The sequence below is a fragment of the Pelomonas sp. Root1444 genome (assembly GCF_001426885.1).
GTDB lineage: Bacteria > Pseudomonadota > Gammaproteobacteria > Burkholderiales > Burkholderiaceae_C > Pelomonas.
In genome coordinates, this window is record NZ_LMFP01000003.1 from 1,252,939 (window position 1) to 1,270,313 (window position 17,375).

General features: G+C 71.0%; 12 protein-coding genes. 2 read left to right on the plus strand and 10 right to left on the minus strand.

The genetic code is table 11. The features are described 5' to 3' along the window. Window positions 1-115 precede the first annotated feature (115 nt). Window positions 116-2,794, plus strand: a complete 2,679-nt coding sequence (locus ASD35_RS08495) for a CHASE domain-containing protein (protein ID WP_056874410.1) — start codon at window positions 116-118, stop codon at window positions 2,792-2,794. Here ASD35_RS08495 and ASD35_RS08500 read toward each other — a convergent pair. Next, window positions 2,791-3,234: an Lrp/AsnC family transcriptional regulator gene (locus ASD35_RS08500; RefSeq protein WP_056874411.1), complete on the minus strand. Its 444-nt coding sequence runs from the start codon at window positions 3,232-3,234 to the stop codon at window positions 2,791-2,793. The two genes, ASD35_RS08495 and ASD35_RS08500, sit on opposite strands and share 4 nt — an antisense overlap. A gap of 84 nt (window positions 3,235-3,318) precedes the next feature. Between ASD35_RS08500 and ASD35_RS08505 the strand changes: the two genes are divergently transcribed. Beyond that, the gene (locus ASD35_RS08505; RefSeq protein WP_056874412.1) at window positions 3,319-3,915 is read left to right on the plus strand and encodes a LysE family translocator; all 597 of its coding nucleotides are present in this window, start codon (window positions 3,319-3,321) and stop codon (window positions 3,913-3,915) included. A 142-nt stretch (window positions 3,916-4,057) separates the two neighbouring features. Here the strand turns inward: ASD35_RS08505 and ASD35_RS08510 are convergent, their stop codons facing one another. From ASD35_RS08510 to ASD35_RS08550, 9 genes are all read right to left on the minus strand, one after another. Beyond that, entirely contained in the window at window positions 4,058-4,984 is a 927-nt protein-coding gene (locus ASD35_RS08510; protein WP_056874413.1) for a transglutaminase family protein, read from the minus strand. Then, on the minus strand, window positions 4,981-7,638 hold the full coding sequence (locus tag ASD35_RS08515; protein WP_056874414.1) for a circularly permuted type 2 ATP-grasp protein: 2,658 nt from the start codon (window positions 7,636-7,638) through the stop codon (window positions 4,981-4,983). The genes ASD35_RS08510 and ASD35_RS08515 overlap by 4 nt, the downstream gene beginning before the upstream one ends. A gap of 131 nt (window positions 7,639-7,769) precedes the next feature. Beyond that, window positions 7,770-8,654, minus strand: a complete 885-nt coding sequence (locus tag ASD35_RS08520; RefSeq protein WP_056874415.1) for an alpha/beta fold hydrolase — start codon at window positions 8,652-8,654, stop codon at window positions 7,770-7,772. A 5-nt stretch (window positions 8,655-8,659) separates the two neighbouring features. Beyond that, window positions 8,660-8,950: a type II toxin-antitoxin system RelE/ParE family toxin gene (locus ASD35_RS08525; protein WP_056874416.1), complete on the minus strand. Its 291-nt coding sequence runs from the start codon at window positions 8,948-8,950 to the stop codon at window positions 8,660-8,662. 2 nt (window positions 8,951-8,952) lie between these two features. Next, entirely contained in the window at window positions 8,953-9,183 is a 231-nt protein-coding gene (locus ASD35_RS08530; protein ID WP_056874417.1) for an addiction module protein, read from the minus strand. 25 nt (window positions 9,184-9,208) lie between these two features. Continuing rightward, window positions 9,209-12,628: a DUF2126 domain-containing protein gene (locus tag ASD35_RS08535; RefSeq protein ID WP_056874418.1), complete on the minus strand. Its 3,420-nt coding sequence runs from the start codon at window positions 12,626-12,628 to the stop codon at window positions 9,209-9,211. A gap of 9 nt (window positions 12,629-12,637) precedes the next feature. Beyond that, entirely contained in the window at window positions 12,638-13,576 is a 939-nt protein-coding gene (locus ASD35_RS08540; protein WP_056874419.1) for an alpha-E domain-containing protein, read from the minus strand. Between the two features lie 152 nt (window positions 13,577-13,728). After that, complete coding sequence (locus ASD35_RS08545; protein WP_056874420.1) at window positions 13,729-15,162, minus strand: circularly permuted type 2 ATP-grasp protein; 1,434 nt, start codon at window positions 15,160-15,162, stop codon at window positions 13,729-13,731. A gap of 134 nt (window positions 15,163-15,296) precedes the next feature. Next, window positions 15,297-17,309, minus strand: coding sequence for a TonB-dependent receptor (locus ASD35_RS08550; RefSeq protein WP_056874421.1), 2,013 nt, complete (start codon window positions 17,307-17,309; stop codon window positions 15,297-15,299). Window positions 17,310-17,375: the final 66 nt, after the last annotated feature.

The following is a 17,375-nucleotide window of genomic DNA, read 5'->3' on the forward strand; positions in this document are numbered from 1 at the left end:
CGCCGCCCAGATGGCCGCATGGGGCTGACGGCGCCGCCGGGACATGCTTCAATGAACGGCACGACCTGCCAGAGACACCAGCTTGCGAATCGGAGACGGCTACAAGGGGCCAGAAATGGTCAGCACGACCGCCTGGGTGGCGGCCGCGGCGGTGCTGTCCATCGGCCTGGCGCTGACCGCCGGTGCGGTCATCTGGCAGCAGCGCCTGGCCAGCGCCGAGGCGCGCAGCCAGCAGGAGCGCCAGGTGGAGCGGCTGCAGGCCGACCTCGTCAAGCGCGTGACCATGCCGGTCTACGGCCTCAAGGGCGCGCGCGGCACGCTGGCCGCGATGGACGGCAAGCTCAGCCGGCCAGCCTTCCGCGCCTATGTCGAATCGCGCGACCTGCCCAGCGAGTTCCCCGGTGTGCGCGGCTTCGGCTTCATCGAGAAGGTGGCCCATGCCGACCTCGACGCCTTCGTCGACGCGCAGCGGCGCAACGGCGCACCGGACTTCCGCGTGCACGGCCTGGGCGCGGGCGACCCGCACTATGTCGTCACGCAGATCGAGCCGCTGGCACGCAACGCGCAGGCCTGGGGCATCGATTCGGGCGGCAACCCGGTACGCCGCCAGGCCATCGAGCAGGCCGTGGACAGCGGCGAGGCCACGCTGACCAGCCCGGTGACCCTGGTGCAGGACCAGCAGCAGGGGCACGGCTTCATGCTGCTGGTGCCGGTCTACAAGCAGGGCCGCGACCCGGGCACGCCAACCGAGCGCCGCGCCGCATTGCTCGGCCTGCTGTATGCGCCGCTGGTGGCGAACGAACTGCTGCAGGGTGCGACGGACACCGCCGCGACACTGCTGAACCTGAAGCTGTCCGTGCGCACTTTGGACGGTGATTTCGCGCCGCTGCTGGCCACCCGCGAAGGCCAGCCGCTGACACTGGCCGAAGCCGCGGACTACGCGCTGGCCGACGCGCCGATGGCCGAGTCCACCCAGTTCACCATCGCCGGGCGCGAGTTCCGGCTCGATGCCGCGCTGACGCACAAGGCGGCCATGCGGCTGCTGGGCCTGGCCGGCGTGGGCCTGGAGGTGGGCGGCGCCTTGCTGAGCCTGCTGCTGGCCATCACCGTCTACCTGCTGGCGGCCGGCCGTGCGCGCGCCGAGCAGATGGCGCGCGACATGACGGCCGACCTGGCGCGCCTGGCCACCGTGGCCAGCCACACCACCAACGCGGTGCTGATCACCGATGTCCAGCGCCGCATCACCTGGGTCAATGCCGGCTTCACGCGGCTGTTCGGCTACGCGAGCGAGGAGGTCACGGGCCGCCTGCCCGGCGAGCTGCTGCAATCGCCGCGGACCGACCCCGACACCGCACGCCACATGCGCGAGGCGACGGAAGCCGGGCTGGGCTGCCACCTGGAACTGCTCCAGCGCACCAAGGACGGCCAGGACCGCTGGGTGGACGTCGAGGTCCAGCCGCTGCATGCGGGCAACGGCGAGCTGAACGGCTTCATGGTTATCGGGTCGGACATCACCGCCCGCCGGGCCCTGCAGGCGCAGGCCGACGAGGCCCGCCAGAGCCTGCTGGACCTCTACGACAACGCGCCTTGCGCCTACTACGCGGTGGACGCCAACGGCTGCTTCCTGCAGATCAACGCGCTGGGCCTGACATGGCTGGGCTGTTCCGCCGAGGAGCTCATCGGCCGGGTCGGCCCGCGCGACTTCTTCACCGAGGAGGGGCAGCGCCAGTTCGACGAGAACTTCGCGCGCTTCAAGCGCGAAGGCCGCGTGTCGGGGCTGGAGTACGACCTGGTCGGCCGCCAGGGCGAGACGCGCCGCGTCAGTCTGTCGGCGACGGCCGTCTACGACACGGCCGGGCACTTCCTGCGCAGCCGCTCGGTGATGTTCGACATCAGCGAGACCCACCGCATCCGCCAGCAGCTGCACCAGCTCACGCTGGACCAGCAGGCCATGCTGGAGAGCGACCTGGTGGGCATCGTCAAGCTCCGCGACCGCCGGTCGGTCTGGCACAACCGGGCGCTGGAGCGCATGTTCGGCTACCGCGAAGGCGAGCTGCTCGGCGCGCCCGCCCAGCAGCTCTACCCCGATGACGCGAGCTTCGAGGCCTTTGGCCGGCTGGCCTATCCGCAGCTGCGCGCGGGCGGGCGCTTCCGCACCCAGCAGAAGATGCGCCGCAAGGACGGCTCGCTGATCTGGGTGGACATGGCCGGCGTGGAGCTGCCCGGCAGCGGCGGCACGACGCTGTGGATGTTGCTGGACATCACGCAAAGCAAGGCCCATGAGGCGCGCATGGAGCGCGCCGCGCTGCACGACGCGCTGACCGGCCTGCCCAACCGCCTGCTGCTGGCCGACCGCCTGCGGCAGGCCATCCACGGCGCCGAGCGCAGCGGCCACGTGTTTGCGCTGGCCTACATGGACCTGAACGGCTTCAAGCAGATCAACGACACCCATGGCCATGACGCCGGCGACGAGGTGCTGAAGACCGTCGGGGCGCGCCTGCTGGCCGGCCTGCGCGCCAGCGACACCGTGGCCCGCCTGGGCGGCGACGAGTTCGTCGTGCTGCTGACGCCGGCCCAGGCGCCCACCGAGGCCGAACCGGTGCTGGACCGGCTGCTGGACGCGCTGAGCCAGCCCATCACGCTGAGCAGCGGCGCCCAGGTCGCCGTCGGCAGCAGCCTGGGCCTGGCCCACTACCCCGGCGACGGCCGCACACCGGATGCGCTGATGCGGCACGCGGACGAGGCGATGTTCGCCAACAAGCGCGCGGGAAGGTCGCGGGCGCTGGCGCGCTAGCCCCTGTCGTCCTTCGGTGAATCCATGACGATGTAGCTGGTGATCATGCTGACCTGCGGCAGCCCGCCCAGCACGTCGGCGTGGAAGCGCTTGTAGGCCGGCAGGTCGGCCACCTCCACCCGCAGCAGGTACTCGAAGGCGCCGGTCACGTTGTGGCATTCGCGCACGACGGGGCAGTCCTTCATCGCCTGCTCGAAGCCCTGCTGTTCGCCCAGCGTATGGCGCGACAGGCCGATGGCGACATAGGCGACAAAGCCCAGCCCCAGCCGCGCCGGGTCCAGCACCGCGCGGTAGCCCCTGATGACGCCCAGCCGTTCCAGCTCCTGCACGCGGCGCAGGCAGGCCGAGGGGCTGAGGGCGATGCGCTGGGCCAGTTCGGCGTTGGTCACCCGGCCGTCTTTGACCAGTTCGCGCAATATCTTCTCGTCGATCACATCCATGACCGCAGATGATTGCACAGCACCGCCCATCCGCACTGCAGAACGCAAGCCCATTCGACGTCGCCCTGCCTAGAGTTGCGGCCCATGAATACCAGTGCCACCCTGCTCGCCCTCGCCGGCTTCGCCTTCGTCACGTCCATCACGCCCGGCCCCAACAACCTGATGCTGCTGGCCTCCGGCACGCACTTCGGGTGGCGGCGCAGCCTGCCGCACCTGCTGGGCATCTCGTTCGGCTTCGGCGTCATGCTGGTGCTGGTCGGCTTGGGCCTGGGTGAAGTCTTCAGCCGCTACCCGGGCCTGCATGACGTGCTGAAGTGGGCGAGCCTGGCCTACCTGCTCTACCTGGCCTGGAAGGTGGCGACCGCGGCACCGCCGACGCCGGGCGACGGGCCGGGCCAGGGCGGCGGACGCCCGATGGGCTTTGGTGCCGCGGCGTTGTTCCAGGTCATCAACCCCAAGGCATGGGCGATGGCGCTGACCGCCGTCACGGCCTACGGCGAACTGGGCCTCGTGGCGATCACCGCCATCTTCGTGCTCGTCAACCTGCCCTGCTGCGGCTCCTGGGCGTTGCTGGGCGAGCAGATGCGCCGCTGGCTGCACCGGCCGCGCGCGCTGCAGGCCTTCAACTGGGGTGCGGCGGCGCTGATGGTGGCGTCGGTGCTGCCGCTGCTGCGCGGCTGAACAGGGAAAGCTGCGATGTGTCGGTGGTGACACAGAGCGGCATCCAGCGGCATCAAGCGGAATGCGCACCTCGGCGAGCATCGGCATCGGCCTGGCCGCACCGGTCCTCGCCGACCTCGCCGCGCGCCGGTGGCGGCGCGGCTCAGGCGACCATCGGCTCCACGCTGACGCCCACGTTCAGCTGCGCCACGCCGCCGCCGCGCAGCACGCCGCGCAGTGGCGCCACGTCGGCATAGTCGCGGCCCCAGGCCAGCGTGACATGGTCCAGCCCCGCGGGCACGGCGTTGGTCGGGTCCAGCGCCAGCCAGCCCTGCTCGGGGCACCAGACTTCGGCCCAGGCGTGCGAGGCGTCGGCGCCCACCAGCTTGGCCTGCCCCGGCGGCGGCCGCGTCAGCAGGTAGCCCGACACGTAGCGCGCCGCCAGGCCCAGCGAGCGGCAGGCGGCGATGAAAACGTGGGCGAAGTCCTGGCACACGCCGCTGCGCTGCGCCAGTGCATCGGCGGCGCGCGTCGCCACCGTCGTGCTGTGCGGCTGGTAGCGCAGGTCGGTATGGATCTGGTGCATCAGCGCCAGCCCGCCCGCGGCCAGCCGGCGTCCGGGCGGGAAGGCGCGGCGCGCATAGGCGGCGAGCGCCTCGTCCGGCGCGGCGTAGGTGGAGGCCAGCGCGAATTCGTCGGCCTCCTGCAGCGCACGGCCGGCACGGTAGCGCAGGCTGCGCGCGACGGCCTCCCAGGCGGGGCCGCGGTCCACGTCGGGTGCTGGCCGGTCGGTCAGCGTGGCCTCGAAGCGGCTGTCAACGACGAGGCGCTCATGCACGCGCGCATGGCCGAAGCTCAGGTGCCGGTTGCCCCAGGGGTCGCGCCGCAGGTGGCGGGCCAGCTCGGCGGCGTCCAGCTCCAGGCCTTCGATGCCCCAGCCGTCGGGCAGCGGGTCGATGTTGAGCTTCCAGCCGCTGACCTTCTGCCCGGGCGTGTCGCGCGGCGCCAGGCAGGCGGCGTGGTAGGCCCACTCCACCGAGGCCTCGTAGGTGTACTCGGTGACGTGGTGGACCGCGAGCCGAACGCTCATTGCCACACCCGCTGCTCGGCGCCGAGCACATGCGCGAAGTAGCGCTGGCTGATCAGGCTGGACAGCTCGCCCGCCTGCGCCGCGGCGCGTGCCAGGTGCTGGACCAGCGCCGGCCCCGGTGCGGCCAGCTCGGCCAGCGGCCAGGCCTCGGGCACGGGCAGGTCGGCGGCGATGTCGGTGGCCCAGCCCGGGTCGTGGCGGGCCAGCTTGGCGAAGCGGTCGCGCAGCGTGCGCGCCACCCAGGCCAGCGAACGCGGGTTCTCGGTGTCGTGCACCAGCAGGTGCAGCAGCGGCGGCGCCTCGCGGCGAGCCTGGAACTGGGCGCGGTAGGTGATGGTGGAGTCGAACACGCCCAGCAGCAGCGCGAAGCCGTCCTCGGTGAGGGCAAGGTCTTGCGCAAAAGTCTCCGCCAGCACTTCCGCATGGAAGGACAGGCGCTCGATCTGGCGGCCGATGGACAGCAGCCGCCAGCCATCGTCGCGCGTCATGCGGTCGGTCTGGGCGCCGGTGATGGCGGCCAGGTGGGTGTCGGCGCGCGCCAGCACGTTGAGCACGTCGCTCACCGGCGCCATGGATGAGGCCGGGCCGGGGCGGTCCAGCACGGCGCGCAGGTGCTGCTCGAACTGCGCGGCGGTCTCGTGGATGAGGCGCCAGGCCTCAGGCGACAGCCGTTCGCGCAGCGCCAGTGCGCAGCCTTGCAGCGCGCGCAGGTTCCAGCCGACGCTGGTGACGCCGGAACTCGGCAGCAGCGAGGCGAGCAGCGCACGCTCGAAGCCGCGCGGGTCGTCCGCGGCCTGCGGCGCCTTGGCGTCGATGAGGCCGTGGCTGCGCGCCAGCGCGTCCAGCAGCGGCAGCATCGGCGCCGGCATGGCGCCGCGCTGCACCATGACGCTGGCCTCGATGACGTGGCGCGCCAACCGCGCGCTGTTCTCGGCGCGTTCGGTGTAGCGGCCCAGCCAGAACAGGTTCTCGGCGGCGCGGCTGGTGACGGTCCAGTGCACGTCGCGCAGGTCGGCGGCCTGCAGCGGCTGGGGCAGCAGCGAGGTGGGGTCGACCTCGCCGTCGGTCATGACCCAGGTGTCGGCGCTCAAGGACCCGCGCTGGATGGACAGCCAGGCGTCGGCCAGCGGGTCGCGGCGCGGCGCGACGCGGGTCAGGCCGCCCGGCAACACCTTCCAGCCGCCCTTGCCATCGGTCAGCGCGAACACGCGCAGCAGCGCCACCCGGGGTTCCAGCGCGCCGCGTATCCAGACCGGCTGCTTGGTCGGCTTGACGCGCGCCTGCAGCGTGTAGGCGGTGGGGTCGGCGTCGATGCGCGCAGCCAGTTCCTGCAGCGCCTCGGCGCCAAGTTCGGCGGCGACGACGGGCGCGAAATGCTGGGTCGTGCTGCTGGCCGAGAAGGTCGGCACGACGATGAACTCCGCCAGCCGCGGCCGCAGCGCGCGCCAGGCGCTCTCTTCGCCACACCACCAGCTCTGGATGGCCGGCAGCGAGAGTTCCTCGCCGAGCAGGCTCTCGGCCACGCCGGGCCAGAAGGCCGCGAGGCCGGGGCTTTCCAGCCAGCCGGCGCCAGGCGCGTTGGCGATGACCACCTCGCCGGCGCGCGCCGCCTGCAGCAGGCCCGGCACGCCGAGGATGGAGTCGGGGCGCAGCTCCAGCGGGTCCAGCCAGGTGTCGTCGACGCGGCGCAGCAGCACGTGCACGCGCTCCAGGCCGGCCAGCGTCTTGAGGTACACCTTGTCGGCGCGCACCGTCAGGTCGGCGCCCTCCACCAGCGTGATGCCGAGGTAGCGGGCCAGGAAGGTCTGCTCGAAATAGGTCTCGTTGCGCGGCCCGGGCGTCAGCAGCGCCACGCGGCTGCGCTCGCCGCCGGGCGAGAGCGTCGTTAGCGCGCGGATGAAGTCGCGGTAGCTGGCGGCCAGGCGCTGCACGGCCATCTGGCGGAAGGCCTCGGGGAACTGCTGGGCAATGATGAGCCGGTTCTCCAGCACATACCCGAGGCCCGAGGCGGCCTGCGTGCGCTGGCCGACCACCCACCAGTGGCCGTCGGCGCCGCGCGTCAGGTCGAAGGCCAGCACATGCAGGTGCACGCCGTGCGGCGGCCGGGCGCCGTGCATGGCGCGCAGGTACTGCGGATGGGCCAGCACCAGCGAGGCCGGCAGCAGGCCCTGCTGCAGCAGCCGGCGCTCGCCGTAGGTGTCGGCCATCACGGCCTCCAGCAGCCGCGCGCGCTGGGCGATGCCGGCCTCGATGTGGCGCCACTCCTCGGGCTCGATCAGCATGGGCAGCAGCTCGAGCGGCCAGTGGCGGGCCAGCGGCGCGCTGTCCTTGCCGTCTTCGCCCGGCAGCGGCGGCGCGTCGCTGTGCACGTTGTAGCTGGCGCCGTCCTCCAGCACACGGCGCTGCACGCGCAGGGCCTTGGCCGACAGCTCCTGCCAGCCGGCCGGGCCGCCAGCGGCGAAGAAGCGCTGCCAGCGCTCGCTGAGGCCGGCCTGCGGCTCGCCGGGCTGGTTGACCTGGCCGGTCAGCTCGTAGAAATGGCCGTCACGGCTGCGCAGCGCGCTGGAGGCGGCCTGCGCCAGCGGATCGGGGGCGGACGGCTCGTCCGCCTCGTCGGGGAGCAGGCTCCACTGACTGGGTGTGAGCTCGGGCATCGCGGGTCGCTACGGCTGGCATGCAGCGCTGGGGAAAGGCAGGCATTGTCAATGCAATGCCAGCGCCTCAGCCTTCGGGTTGAACCGGCCCGGCGCCCGTATTTCTCGAGGCTCACGGCCGCCAAGCCGCATCACGGCGCGTCGGGCATCCGGCTGTCGCCGGACTGCGCGCGCGGCGACAGGAAGGCTCGCAGCACACGCTCGGCCGCCTCGGGGTCGTCGCGCCAGGCGCCATGGCCCACGCCGGCAAAGCGCTCGAACTGCACCCATTGCGCCGGCAGCGCGGCGACGATCTCCTGCGCGTCCTCCAGCGGCGTGACCGGGTCCTGCTCGCCGGCCATCACCAGCACCGGGCATTGCACGTTCGCCAGGCCCGGGCGCAGGTCCATGCTGGGAAGCTCGGTGCGCGTGTGGGCGAACAGGATCTCGGGCTTGAAGATCATCCAGCCGCCCGCGTTGGGGTTGCGGGCCTGGGTGTTGTAGAGATGGCGGCAGTGCTTCTCGTAGAGCGCCCAGGTGTCCGCGCCGGGGCGCTCCCAGAACGCGCGCGCCGCGTCCGCCGCGGCCGGGCCGCCGAGGGCGCCGAAGCGCTGGATCTTGCGCTCCAGGCCGAAGTGGTGGGAGGTGCTGGACAGCACGACCTTGCCGGGGTGTTGCGGATGCCGCGCCAGGTAGCGCTGCACGACGAAGCCGCCGAAGCTCTGGCCCAGCACGATGGGGTTGACGATGCCGAGGGCCTCGCACAGCCGCACGATGTCGTCGGCGAACACGTCCAGCACCCATTCATCGGCCGGCCGCGGGTCGCTGCGGCCATGGCCGCGCAGGTCGAAGTAGACGACCTGGCAGAGGTCCGCGAAACGGCTGAAGAAGGGGCGGAAGGCGGTGTGGTCGAAGCCCGGGCCGCCGTGGACGAGGATGAGCGTCGGCTTCTCGCGCAGCTCGGGACCCTCCGGCACATGGCCGAGGCCTTCGATGTCGACGAAGAGGCGGACGCCGGGTTGGATTTCGATGCGCATGGCGTTCAGCCTCGCCCTTGTCGCGCGGACGGCGGGCGTCGATGGTGGAAGACCGCCAGCACCCACAAGGTGCCCCCGGCGACGCGGTCGTAGAGCGAGTAGGGAAAGCGCCTCAGCACGACGCGCCGGCATCCCTCTTCGACTTCGGCGAATCCGTCAGGATTGCGGCACGCCGACTGCAACGCGGCGTCGAAGGCACGGGCGAACTCCAGGCCGAGGCCCACGGCTTGCGCTTCGTACCAAGCCTGGGCGTCGAGCAGCTCGGCGCGCGCCTCGGGCCTGAACAGCACGCGCATGCTCAGCGCGATGGCGTGGCGGCCATCAACTCCGCGCGAACCTCATCCCACGGGATGCCGGCATCGGGTTCAGCCTCGACGGCCAGCGACCGACGGCGCAACTCCAGGCGCTGCGCCTCCGTCAGGCCAGGCGCCTGGGCCGCATCGAGGGCGACGCTGTCCCACAAGTCCTCGGCAAGCTGGATGCGCTCAGCCACCGAGAGCTTGCGGAGTTCGGCGAGGTCGATGCTCATGCCGCAAGTTTGCACCAAGTAGGCTTCAACCCAGCTTGCGCAGATCCAGCGTGAACGGGAACTCGAGGCTGCGTTGCGGCTCTTTCACTTCGACACGACCCGGCGTGTGGCCGATGGACGCAAAACGCGCCAGGCGTCGGCTCTCCGCCTCGTAGGCGTTGACCGGCAGCGTGTCGTAGTTGCGACCGCCCGGGTGGGCGACGAAATAGCGGCAGCCGCCGAGGGACTTCTGCTGCCAGGTGTCGACGAGGTCCACCGTCAGCGGCGCATGGATGCCGATGGTCGGGTGCAGCGCCGACTGCGGCAGCCAGGCGCGGTAGCGCACGCCGCAGACGAACTCGCCGACGCGGCCGGTGGGCTGCAGCGGCAGCGGCTGGCCGTTGACCGTCACGCGGTGGCGCGGGTCGACGAGGCCGCTCACGTGCAGCTCCAGCCGCTCCATCGACGCGTCCACGTAGCGCACGGTGCCACCGGCCGAGCCTTCCTCGCCCATCACGTGCCAGGGCTCCAGCGCGCCGCGCAGCGTGACGTGCACGCCGCGCGCGGCGAACTCGCCGTACTTGGGGAAGCGGAACTCGAAATGCGGCGCGAACCAGGCGGCGTCCAGCGCATAGCCGGCCTCGCCCATGTCCTGCATGACGTCGGCGAAGTCCTCGCGGATGAAGTGCGGCAGCAGCCAGCGGTCATGCAGCTCGGTGCCCCAGCGCACCAGCGGCGCGCGGTAGGGTGCTTGCCAGAAGCGCGCCACCAGCGCACGCAGCAGCAGCTGCTGCACGATGCTCATGCGCGCATGCGGCGGCATCTCGAAGGCGCGCAGCTCCAGCAGGCCCAGCCGCCCCGTCGCCGAGTCGGGCGAGTAGAGCTTGTCGATACAGAACTCGCTGCGGTGGGTGTTGCCGGTCACGTCGACGAGGACGTTGCGCAGCATGCGGTCGATCATCCACGGCTGAGTGTTGTCACCCAGACGGTGGATCTCGCCCAGCGCGATCTCCAGCTCGCGCAGCTGATCGTTGCGCGCCTCGTCCACGCGCGGCGCCTGGCTGGTCGGGCCGATGAACAGGCCGCTGAACAGGTAGCTCAGCGAGGGGTGGTTGTGCCAGTAGGCCAGCAGCGAGGCCAGCAGCGACGGCCGGCGCAGGAAGGGCGAGTCCGCCGGCGTGGCGCCGCCCAGCACGAAATGGTTGCCGCCGCCGGTGCCGGTGTGGCGGCCGTCGATCATGAACTTCTCGCTGGACAGCCGCGTCAGCCGTGCGGCTTCGTAGAGGAACTCGGTGTGGTCGACCAGCTCGCGCCAGTTGTGCGCCGGGTGGATGTTGACCTCGATGACGCCGGGGTCGGGCGTGACCTGCAGCAGCTTCAGGCGCGGGTCGCGCGGCGGCGGGTAGCCCTCCAGCACGATCTTGAAGCCGGTGTCCTCGCAGGCGGCCTCGACGGCGGCGAGCAGTTCCAGGTAATGCTCGAGCTTCTCGAGCGGCGGCATGAAGACGTAGAGCACGCCGCTGGCCTGCCCCTTGGCCTCGGCCGCCGGGCCGTTGGCGCGGCGCGGGTCGCGGGCCTCGACGCACAAGGCCGTGCGGGTCACGTCGTGGGCGCTCTCGAAGCGGCCAGGCGTGGCGTCGGCACGGGCGGCGCCCCCCGCCAGCCCCTCCCCGCCGGTGCTGGTGCTGGCGCCGCTCTGCCGCAAGCCCGGCGTCGGCCCCGCCGACGTCACGCCCTGCACCTGCGTGCGCAGCGCGGCCGCGGCGGGCAGCATGCCGCGCGGTGCGAAGGGGTCCTGCTCGATCAGGTAGGGGTAGTCGCCCTTGCTGACCCAGGGCAGCGAGTCCAGCGGCAGGCGCCAGCCCATCGGCGAGTCGCCGGGGTGCAGGTACAGGCGCTCGTCGCGCAGGAACCAGGGCCCCGTCTGCCAGCGCGCGCCGGCCAGCGCGGGCGCGTCGCCGCTGCGCCGGATGGGCAGCACATAGCCGACGACATGCGACAGGCCCTGCTCGAAGATGCGGCGCAGGCGCGTGCGCTCCATCTCGTCGTCCAGCCGCGAGTCGAAGGGGTCGACGTTGACCGGCAGGCGGCGCTCGCGCCACAGGTAGTAGAAGGTGTCTTCATAGCCGGGCCGCACATGGGCGTCGGTCAGGCCCAGGCGGCGCGCGAGCGCGCCCATGAAGGTGCGGGCGTGCTCGCTGGTGTAGGCATGGCCCTCGCGCTCGTCGGCGAACCAGTCGGGGTTGCGCCAGCAAGGCTGGCCGTCGGCGCGCCAGCAGATGGACAGCGCCCAGCGCGGCAGCTGCTCGCCGGGGTACCACTTGCCCTGGCCGAAGTGCAGGAAGCCGCCCTGCCCGTATTCGTCGCGCAGCTTGTGCGTCAGCTGCTGGGCATAGAGGCGCTTCGTCGGCCCGAGCGCGTCGGTGTTCCATTCGGGCGCGTCGCGGTCGGCGATGGCGACGAAGGTGGGCTCGCCGCCCATCGTCAGGCGCACGTCACCGGCTTCGAGTTCGCGGTCGACCTGCTCGCCGAGCTTGAGCACGTCGGCCCATTGCGCCTCGGTGTAGGGCTTGGTCACGCGCGGCGACTCGTAGATGCGCGTGACGCTCATCTCGTGGCCGAACTCGACCTCGCTCTGGTCCACGCCGCCGCTGATCGGCGCGGCGCTGCCCGGCGTGGGCGTGGCGGCCAGCGGGATGTGGCCTTCGCCGGCCATCAGGCCCGAGGTGGGGTCCAGGCCGACCCAGCCGGCGCCGGGCAGGTAGACCTCGCACCAGGCATGCAGGTCGGTGAAGTCGACCTCGGTGCCGCTGGGGCCGTCGAGCGCCTTCTCGTCGGGCGTCAGCTGGATCAGGTAGCCCGACACGAAGCGGGCCGCCAGGCCCAGGTGGCGCAGCACCTGCACCAGCAGCCAGCCGGAGTCGCGGCAGGAGCCCGAGGCCTTCTGCAGCGTCTCCTCCGGCGTCTGCACGCCGGGCTCCAGCCGGATCAGGTAGGACACGCTGCGTTGCACGCGCTGGTTGAGGTCGACGAGGAAGTCGATGGTCGTGCGCTCGGTGCGCGGGATGTCCGCCAGGTAGGCGGCCAGCAGCGGCGTGACCGGCTCGACCTGCAGGTAGGGCGCCAGCTCGATCTGTTGCGCCTCGTCGTAGCCGAACGGGAAGGTCTGCGCGTGCGGCTCCAGGAAGAAGTCGAACGGGTTGTAGACCGACATCTCGGCGACCAGGTCTACCGTGACGGTGAACTCGGTCGTCTTCTCGGGGAACACCAGCCGCGCCAGGTAATTGGCGAACGGGTCCTGCTGCCAGTTGATGAAGTGCCCTTCGGGCTCGATGCGCAGTGAGTAGCTCAGCACCGGCGTGCGGCAATGCGGCGCCGGGCGCAGGCGCACGACCTGCGGGCCGAGGCTGACCGGACGGTCGTACTTGTAGCGCGTGACGTGCTTGAGGGCGACGTGTATGGACATGCGTGGCCCTTAGACGAGGAAGTCGCGGCTGATGGCCGAACCGAGATCGGCAACCTCGGCCAGGAAGCCATCGAGGAAGGGGTGCAGGCCCTGGGCCAGGATCTCGTCGATGCGGCCGAAAGCCAGCTCGGCCTCCAGGCGCCCGACGCGGCGCAGCGTCTCGCCGGACTGGGCATTGGCCACGCGCTTGAGGTTGGCCTGCATGCGCGTCACGCAATGCGACAGCGAGCGCGGCATGTCGGGGCGCAGGATCAACAGCTCGGCCACCTTGTCCGGCTGGATGACGTTGCTGTAGACCTTGCGGTAGATCTCGAAGCCCGACACCGAGCGCAGCACGGCCGACCAGTAGTAGAAGTCCCGTGCGGTGTCGCGCTCGGTCGAGGCCTCGCCGTCCTGGCGATAGAACTTCACGTCGATCAGCCGCGCCGTGTTGTCGGCGCGCTCCAGGAAGGAGCCGATGCGGATGAAGTGGAAGGCCTCGTCCTGCAGCATGGTGCCGACCGTCACGCCGCGCGACAGGTGCGAGCGGTACTTGACCCACTCGAACAGCTGCGACGGGTCGCGCGCCAGCGCGCCTTCGCGCAGCAGGCGCCGGAACTCCAGCCAGGTCTGGTTCATCGTCTCCCAGACCTCGGTCGTGAGAGACCCTCGCACCGCCCGCGCGTTCTCGCGCGCGGCGCGCAGGCAGTTGTAGATGGACGAGAGATTGCTCTCGTCGGCCACCATGAACTCCATGACGTTGCGGCCGTTGATGGCCGCGTACTTGGCGCCGTACAGGCCGTTCAGCTCGGAGATGGACACCAGGCTGCGCCAGGACTGCTCGGACTCCTGTGCCGACTGCGGCTGCAGCGACGTCTGGTAGGCGATGTCCAGCATCCGGGCCGTGTTTTCGGCCCGCTCGATGTAGCGGCTGAGCCAGAACAGGTGGTCGGCGGTCCTAGAGAGCATGGCACAGTCTCACGAAAAGTTGTTCATCAGGCACCGCGCGCCGAAGCTTGCGCGATATCCAGCGGACGCCGCAGAACCGGCTTTGCCGGGCTGCTGGCGTCGCCCCCTTGAGGGGGCCGGCGAAGCCGGTAGGGGGTGGGCTGACCATTCCCTCAGTCTTCCAGGACCCAGGTGTCCTTGGTGCCGCCGCCCTGGCTGCTGTTCACCACCAGTGAGCCCTCCTTCAACGCGACCCGCGTCAGCCCGCCCGGCACCATGCGCACGGATGCCCCCGACAGCACGAAGGGTCGCAGATCAATATGACGGGGCGCGATGCCTGATTCGACGAAGGTCGGGCAGGTGGACAGCGACAGCGTCGGCTGCGCGATGTAGTTGCCGGGGTTGGCGACGATGCGCTCGCGGAAGGCCGCGATCTCGGCCTGCGTCGCCGCCGGGCCGACCAGCATGCCGTAGCCGCCCGCGCCGTGCACCTCCTTCACCACCAGCTCGCCCAGGTGGGCCAGCGTGTAGGCCAGGTCCTCCTTCTCGCGGCACACATAGGTGGGCACGTTCTGCAGGATGGGTTTCTCGCCGAGGTAGAACTCGATCATCTTCGGCACGTAGGGGTAGATGGACTTGTCGTCGGCGATGCCGGTGCCGATGGCGTTGGACAGCGTCACCTTGCCGGCCTTGTAGGCACCGACCAGCCCCGCGCAGCCCAGCTGCGAGTCGGCGCGGAACACCTGCGGGTCGAGGAAGTCGTCGTCCAGGCGGCGGTAGATGACGTCCACCCGCTTGGGGCCGCGCGTGGTGCGCATGTACACGAAGCCGCCATCGACAAACAGGTCCTGGCCCTCGACCAGCTCCACGCCCATCTGCTGGGCCAGGAAGGCGTGCTCGAAGTAGGCCGAGTTGTACATGCCCGGCGTCAGCACGACGACGGTGGGGTCGGACACACCCGACGGCGCCACGCTGCGCAGCGTGTCCAGCAGCAGGTCGGGGTAGTGCGCCACCGGCGCGATGCGGTGCTGCACGAACAGCTCGGGGAAGAGCCGCATCATCATCTTGCGGTTCTCGAGCATGTAGCTCACGCCCGAGGGCACGCGCAGGTTGTCCTCCAGCACGTAGTAGTGGCCGCTGCCATCGGCGTGGCCGGCGCGCACGATGTCGACGCCGGCGATGTGGCTGTAGACGCCGCCCGGCACGTCCACGCCCATCATCTCCTTGCGGAACTGGGCGTTGTTCAGGATCTCGTCGGCGGGCACGATGCCGGCCTTCAGGATCTCCTGGTCGTGATAGACGTCGTGGATGAAGCGGTTCAGCGCCGTCACGCGCTGCGCCAGCCCGGCCTGCATCGACGTCCATTCGGCAGCCGGGATGACGCGCGGGATCAGGTCGAAGGGGATCAGCCGCTCGGTGCCCTCGCCGCTGTCCTTGTCGCCATACACAGCGAACGTGATGCCCACGCGCCGGAAGATCAGTTCAGCCTGCGCGCGCCGCTCGCGCATCAGGGATTCGGGCTGCTCCGCCAGCCAGCGGGCATAGGCCTCGTAGTGGGCGCGGGTGGCGGTCCCCGCGGCATTCATCTCGTCAAAGGCGGTCTGCATCGTCGCTCCTGTTCCCTGCCGCGTCGCAATTTACGCGCCCGCCCAGACAGAAGCTTCCGGTGCGCGCACGCACGACCAGCGTGCACGCCGCCCGATGTGCGGGCGGCATGCACGGTTGTACACCGGCTTGAGGATCAGAAACGGATCTGCAGACCCGTACTGGCCGCGCGGCCGGGCTGGGGCGACAGGTCGCGAATGGTCGGCACGGCCGTCGCGTTGTAGGCCAGCTTGTTGCCGAGGTTGGTCAGCCGCAGGTACCACAGGCCGTCCAGGTCGCCCAGCTTGAGCTGCCGGGCCAGGCTGAAGTTGACCGTGCCGTAGCCCGGTGTCGGCTTGTCGAAGGCGTCGACCCGGTCCTGGCGGGCGGCCAGGCGCCATTCCAGCCGGCCCGACCAGTCGCCCTGGCGCGCCTCCAGGCCCAGCATCGCGCGGCGCGGCGCCAGCCGCGGCAGCGCCTCGCCGGTCTGCGTGTTCTCGCCGTGCACCATGTCGAACTGGCCCAGCAAGGCCAGCCACGACATGGCCTGCCAGCGGCCCTCCAGCTCGACGCCGCGCAGCCGCGCCGGCACGCCCTGGAAGACGTAGACCGGCAGCGTGCTGCCCGCCTCCTCGCCCGGGACGGTCTCGCCGTTGGCCTGCAGCGCGATGTAGTTCGAGAAGCGGGTCTCGTAGACGTTGACATGCGCATGGCTGCGCTCGCCCTCCCACTTCAGGCCGAAGTCGGCGCCATGCGAGCGCTCCAGCCCCAGCGTCGTGTCGCCGCGCTCGTAGGCGTCGGTGGCCAGGTGCAGGCCGTTGGCGAACAGCTCGTAATAGGCCGGCGCGCGCTGCGTGCGGTTCAGGTTGGCGCTGACGCTCCAGCCCCCCGCCAGCGGGTAGACGCCGCTGAACGCCAGGCTGGTCGGGCTGAAGCGGCGCTGCTGCGGCGAGCCGAAGCGGCCGTCGCTGTTGTCGGTGTCGCCGGCCGAATCGATGCGCACCTGCTCGTGCCGGGCGCCGGCCGACAGCTGCAGGTCGCCGAACCGGTACTGTTCCAGCACGAAAAGGCCGTTGTTGTGCGTGCGCGTGCTCGGCACGAAGGCCTCCTCGCCCAGGGCTGAGAAGTCCAGCGTCTCCCACTGCAGGCCCACGACGCCGTGCAGCCCGCCCAGCGGCGCATGAGTCAGCTCCAGGCGGCCGTCGGTGCCGGTGCTCTTGAAGGTCGTGCCGACCGCGCCGTCCTCGATCTCCGAGTGCTCGTAGCGGTTGCGGCTGAGCTGCCAGCCGACGTGGCGCACCGGCCCGTCCTCGGTGCTCCACTCGCCGGCCGTGGCCACGCGCTGGCGCTTCATCTTGATCTGGGCGGCGTCCTCCACGGTGGTGCCATAGGTGGTGCGGAAGTCGTCCACCGACACGCCGGCGTAGCCGCCCTTGAAGAACACCGAGCCGCCCAGCGCCGCGCTGTGGTCGTGCGAGGCCGAGTTACGCACCGAGGTGCGGCTCTCGCTGCCGTCGTCGGTCGGGCTGGAGAAGCGCGGCGCGCGCTGGTTGCCGGCATCGCGGCCGGAGAGGTCGGCATGCCAGCCCCAGCCGGCGTCGGCACGGCCGCCACCGCCGTCCAGCACGACGGCGCCGCTGCGGTCGTTGGACGGCCCGCCCAGGCGCACCTCGGCCGCGCCGCTCAGGCCGTCGATCAGCGTGCGCGGGATGCGGTTGTCCAGCGTGTTGACGACGCCGCCGACCGCATTGCCGCCGTACAACAGCGCTGCGGCGCCGCGCAGCACCTCGACCTTGTCGATGACCAGCGGGTCGATGGCCACGCCGTGGTCGAAGCTGAGGTTGGACGCATCCACCGACGCGCCGGAGTTGTTGAGGATGCGCACCCGGTCGCCGTCCAGCCCGCGGATGCTGGGGCGGCTGGCGTTCGGGCCGAAGTTGGTGGCGGCCACGCCAGGCAGGCCCTGCAGCGTGTCGCCCAGGTTGGAGGAACGGGTCAGCACGAGCTGGTCGCCGGAGAGGGAGTCGCTGGGCTGGGCCAGCACCTGGCTTTTCAGCGGGTTGCCGGTGACGACGACCTTGTCGAGGGATTCGGCGGGCTCGGCGTGAGCGGCGGAGACGAAGACGGACAGACAGGCGGCCGCAACGGGCGCCAGAGCAAAGGAACGCATGAGGGTACTTCCACGAGAAAACGCAAACGACCACACCCCGGGAGCGGGGCGCGGCAAGGCTTGGGG

Bases quoted from the DNA above. Each gene is read 5' to 3' on its own strand.
- ASD35_RS08505 (WP_056874412.1), top strand. From the start codon at position 3,319: ATGAATACCAGTGCCACCCTGCTCGCCCTCGCCGGCTTCGCCTTCGTC.
- ASD35_RS08535 (WP_056874418.1), bottom strand. From the start codon at position 12,628: ATGTCCATACACGTCGCCCTCAAGCACGTCACGCGCTACAAGTACGAC.
- ASD35_RS08540 (WP_056874419.1), bottom strand. From the start codon at position 13,576: ATGCTCTCTAGGACCGCCGACCACCTGTTCTGGCTCAGCCGCTACATC.
- ASD35_RS08545 (WP_056874420.1), bottom strand. From the start codon at position 15,162: ATGCAGACCGCCTTTGACGAGATGAATGCCGCGGGGACCGCCACCCGC.
- ASD35_RS08510 (WP_056874413.1), bottom strand. From the start codon at position 4,984: ATGAGCGTTCGGCTCGCGGTCCACCACGTCACCGAGTACACCTACGAG.
- ASD35_RS08530 (WP_056874417.1), bottom strand. From the start codon at position 9,183: ATGAGCATCGACCTCGCCGAACTCCGCAAGCTCTCGGTGGCTGAGCGC.
- ASD35_RS08550 (WP_056874421.1), bottom strand. From the start codon at position 17,309: ATGCGTTCCTTTGCTCTGGCGCCCGTTGCGGCCGCCTGTCTGTCCGTC.
- ASD35_RS08520 (WP_056874415.1), bottom strand. From the start codon at position 8,654: ATGCGCATCGAAATCCAACCCGGCGTCCGCCTCTTCGTCGACATCGAA.
- ASD35_RS08500 (WP_056874411.1), bottom strand. From the start codon at position 3,234: ATGGATGTGATCGACGAGAAGATATTGCGCGAACTGGTCAAAGACGGC.
- ASD35_RS08515 (WP_056874414.1), bottom strand. From the start codon at position 7,638: ATGCCCGAGCTCACACCCAGTCAGTGGAGCCTGCTCCCCGACGAGGCG.
- ASD35_RS08525 (WP_056874416.1), bottom strand. From the start codon at position 8,950: ATGCGCGTGCTGTTCAGGCCCGAGGCGCGCGCCGAGCTGCTCGACGCC.
- ASD35_RS08495 (WP_056874410.1), top strand. From the start codon at position 116: ATGGTCAGCACGACCGCCTGGGTGGCGGCCGCGGCGGTGCTGTCCATC.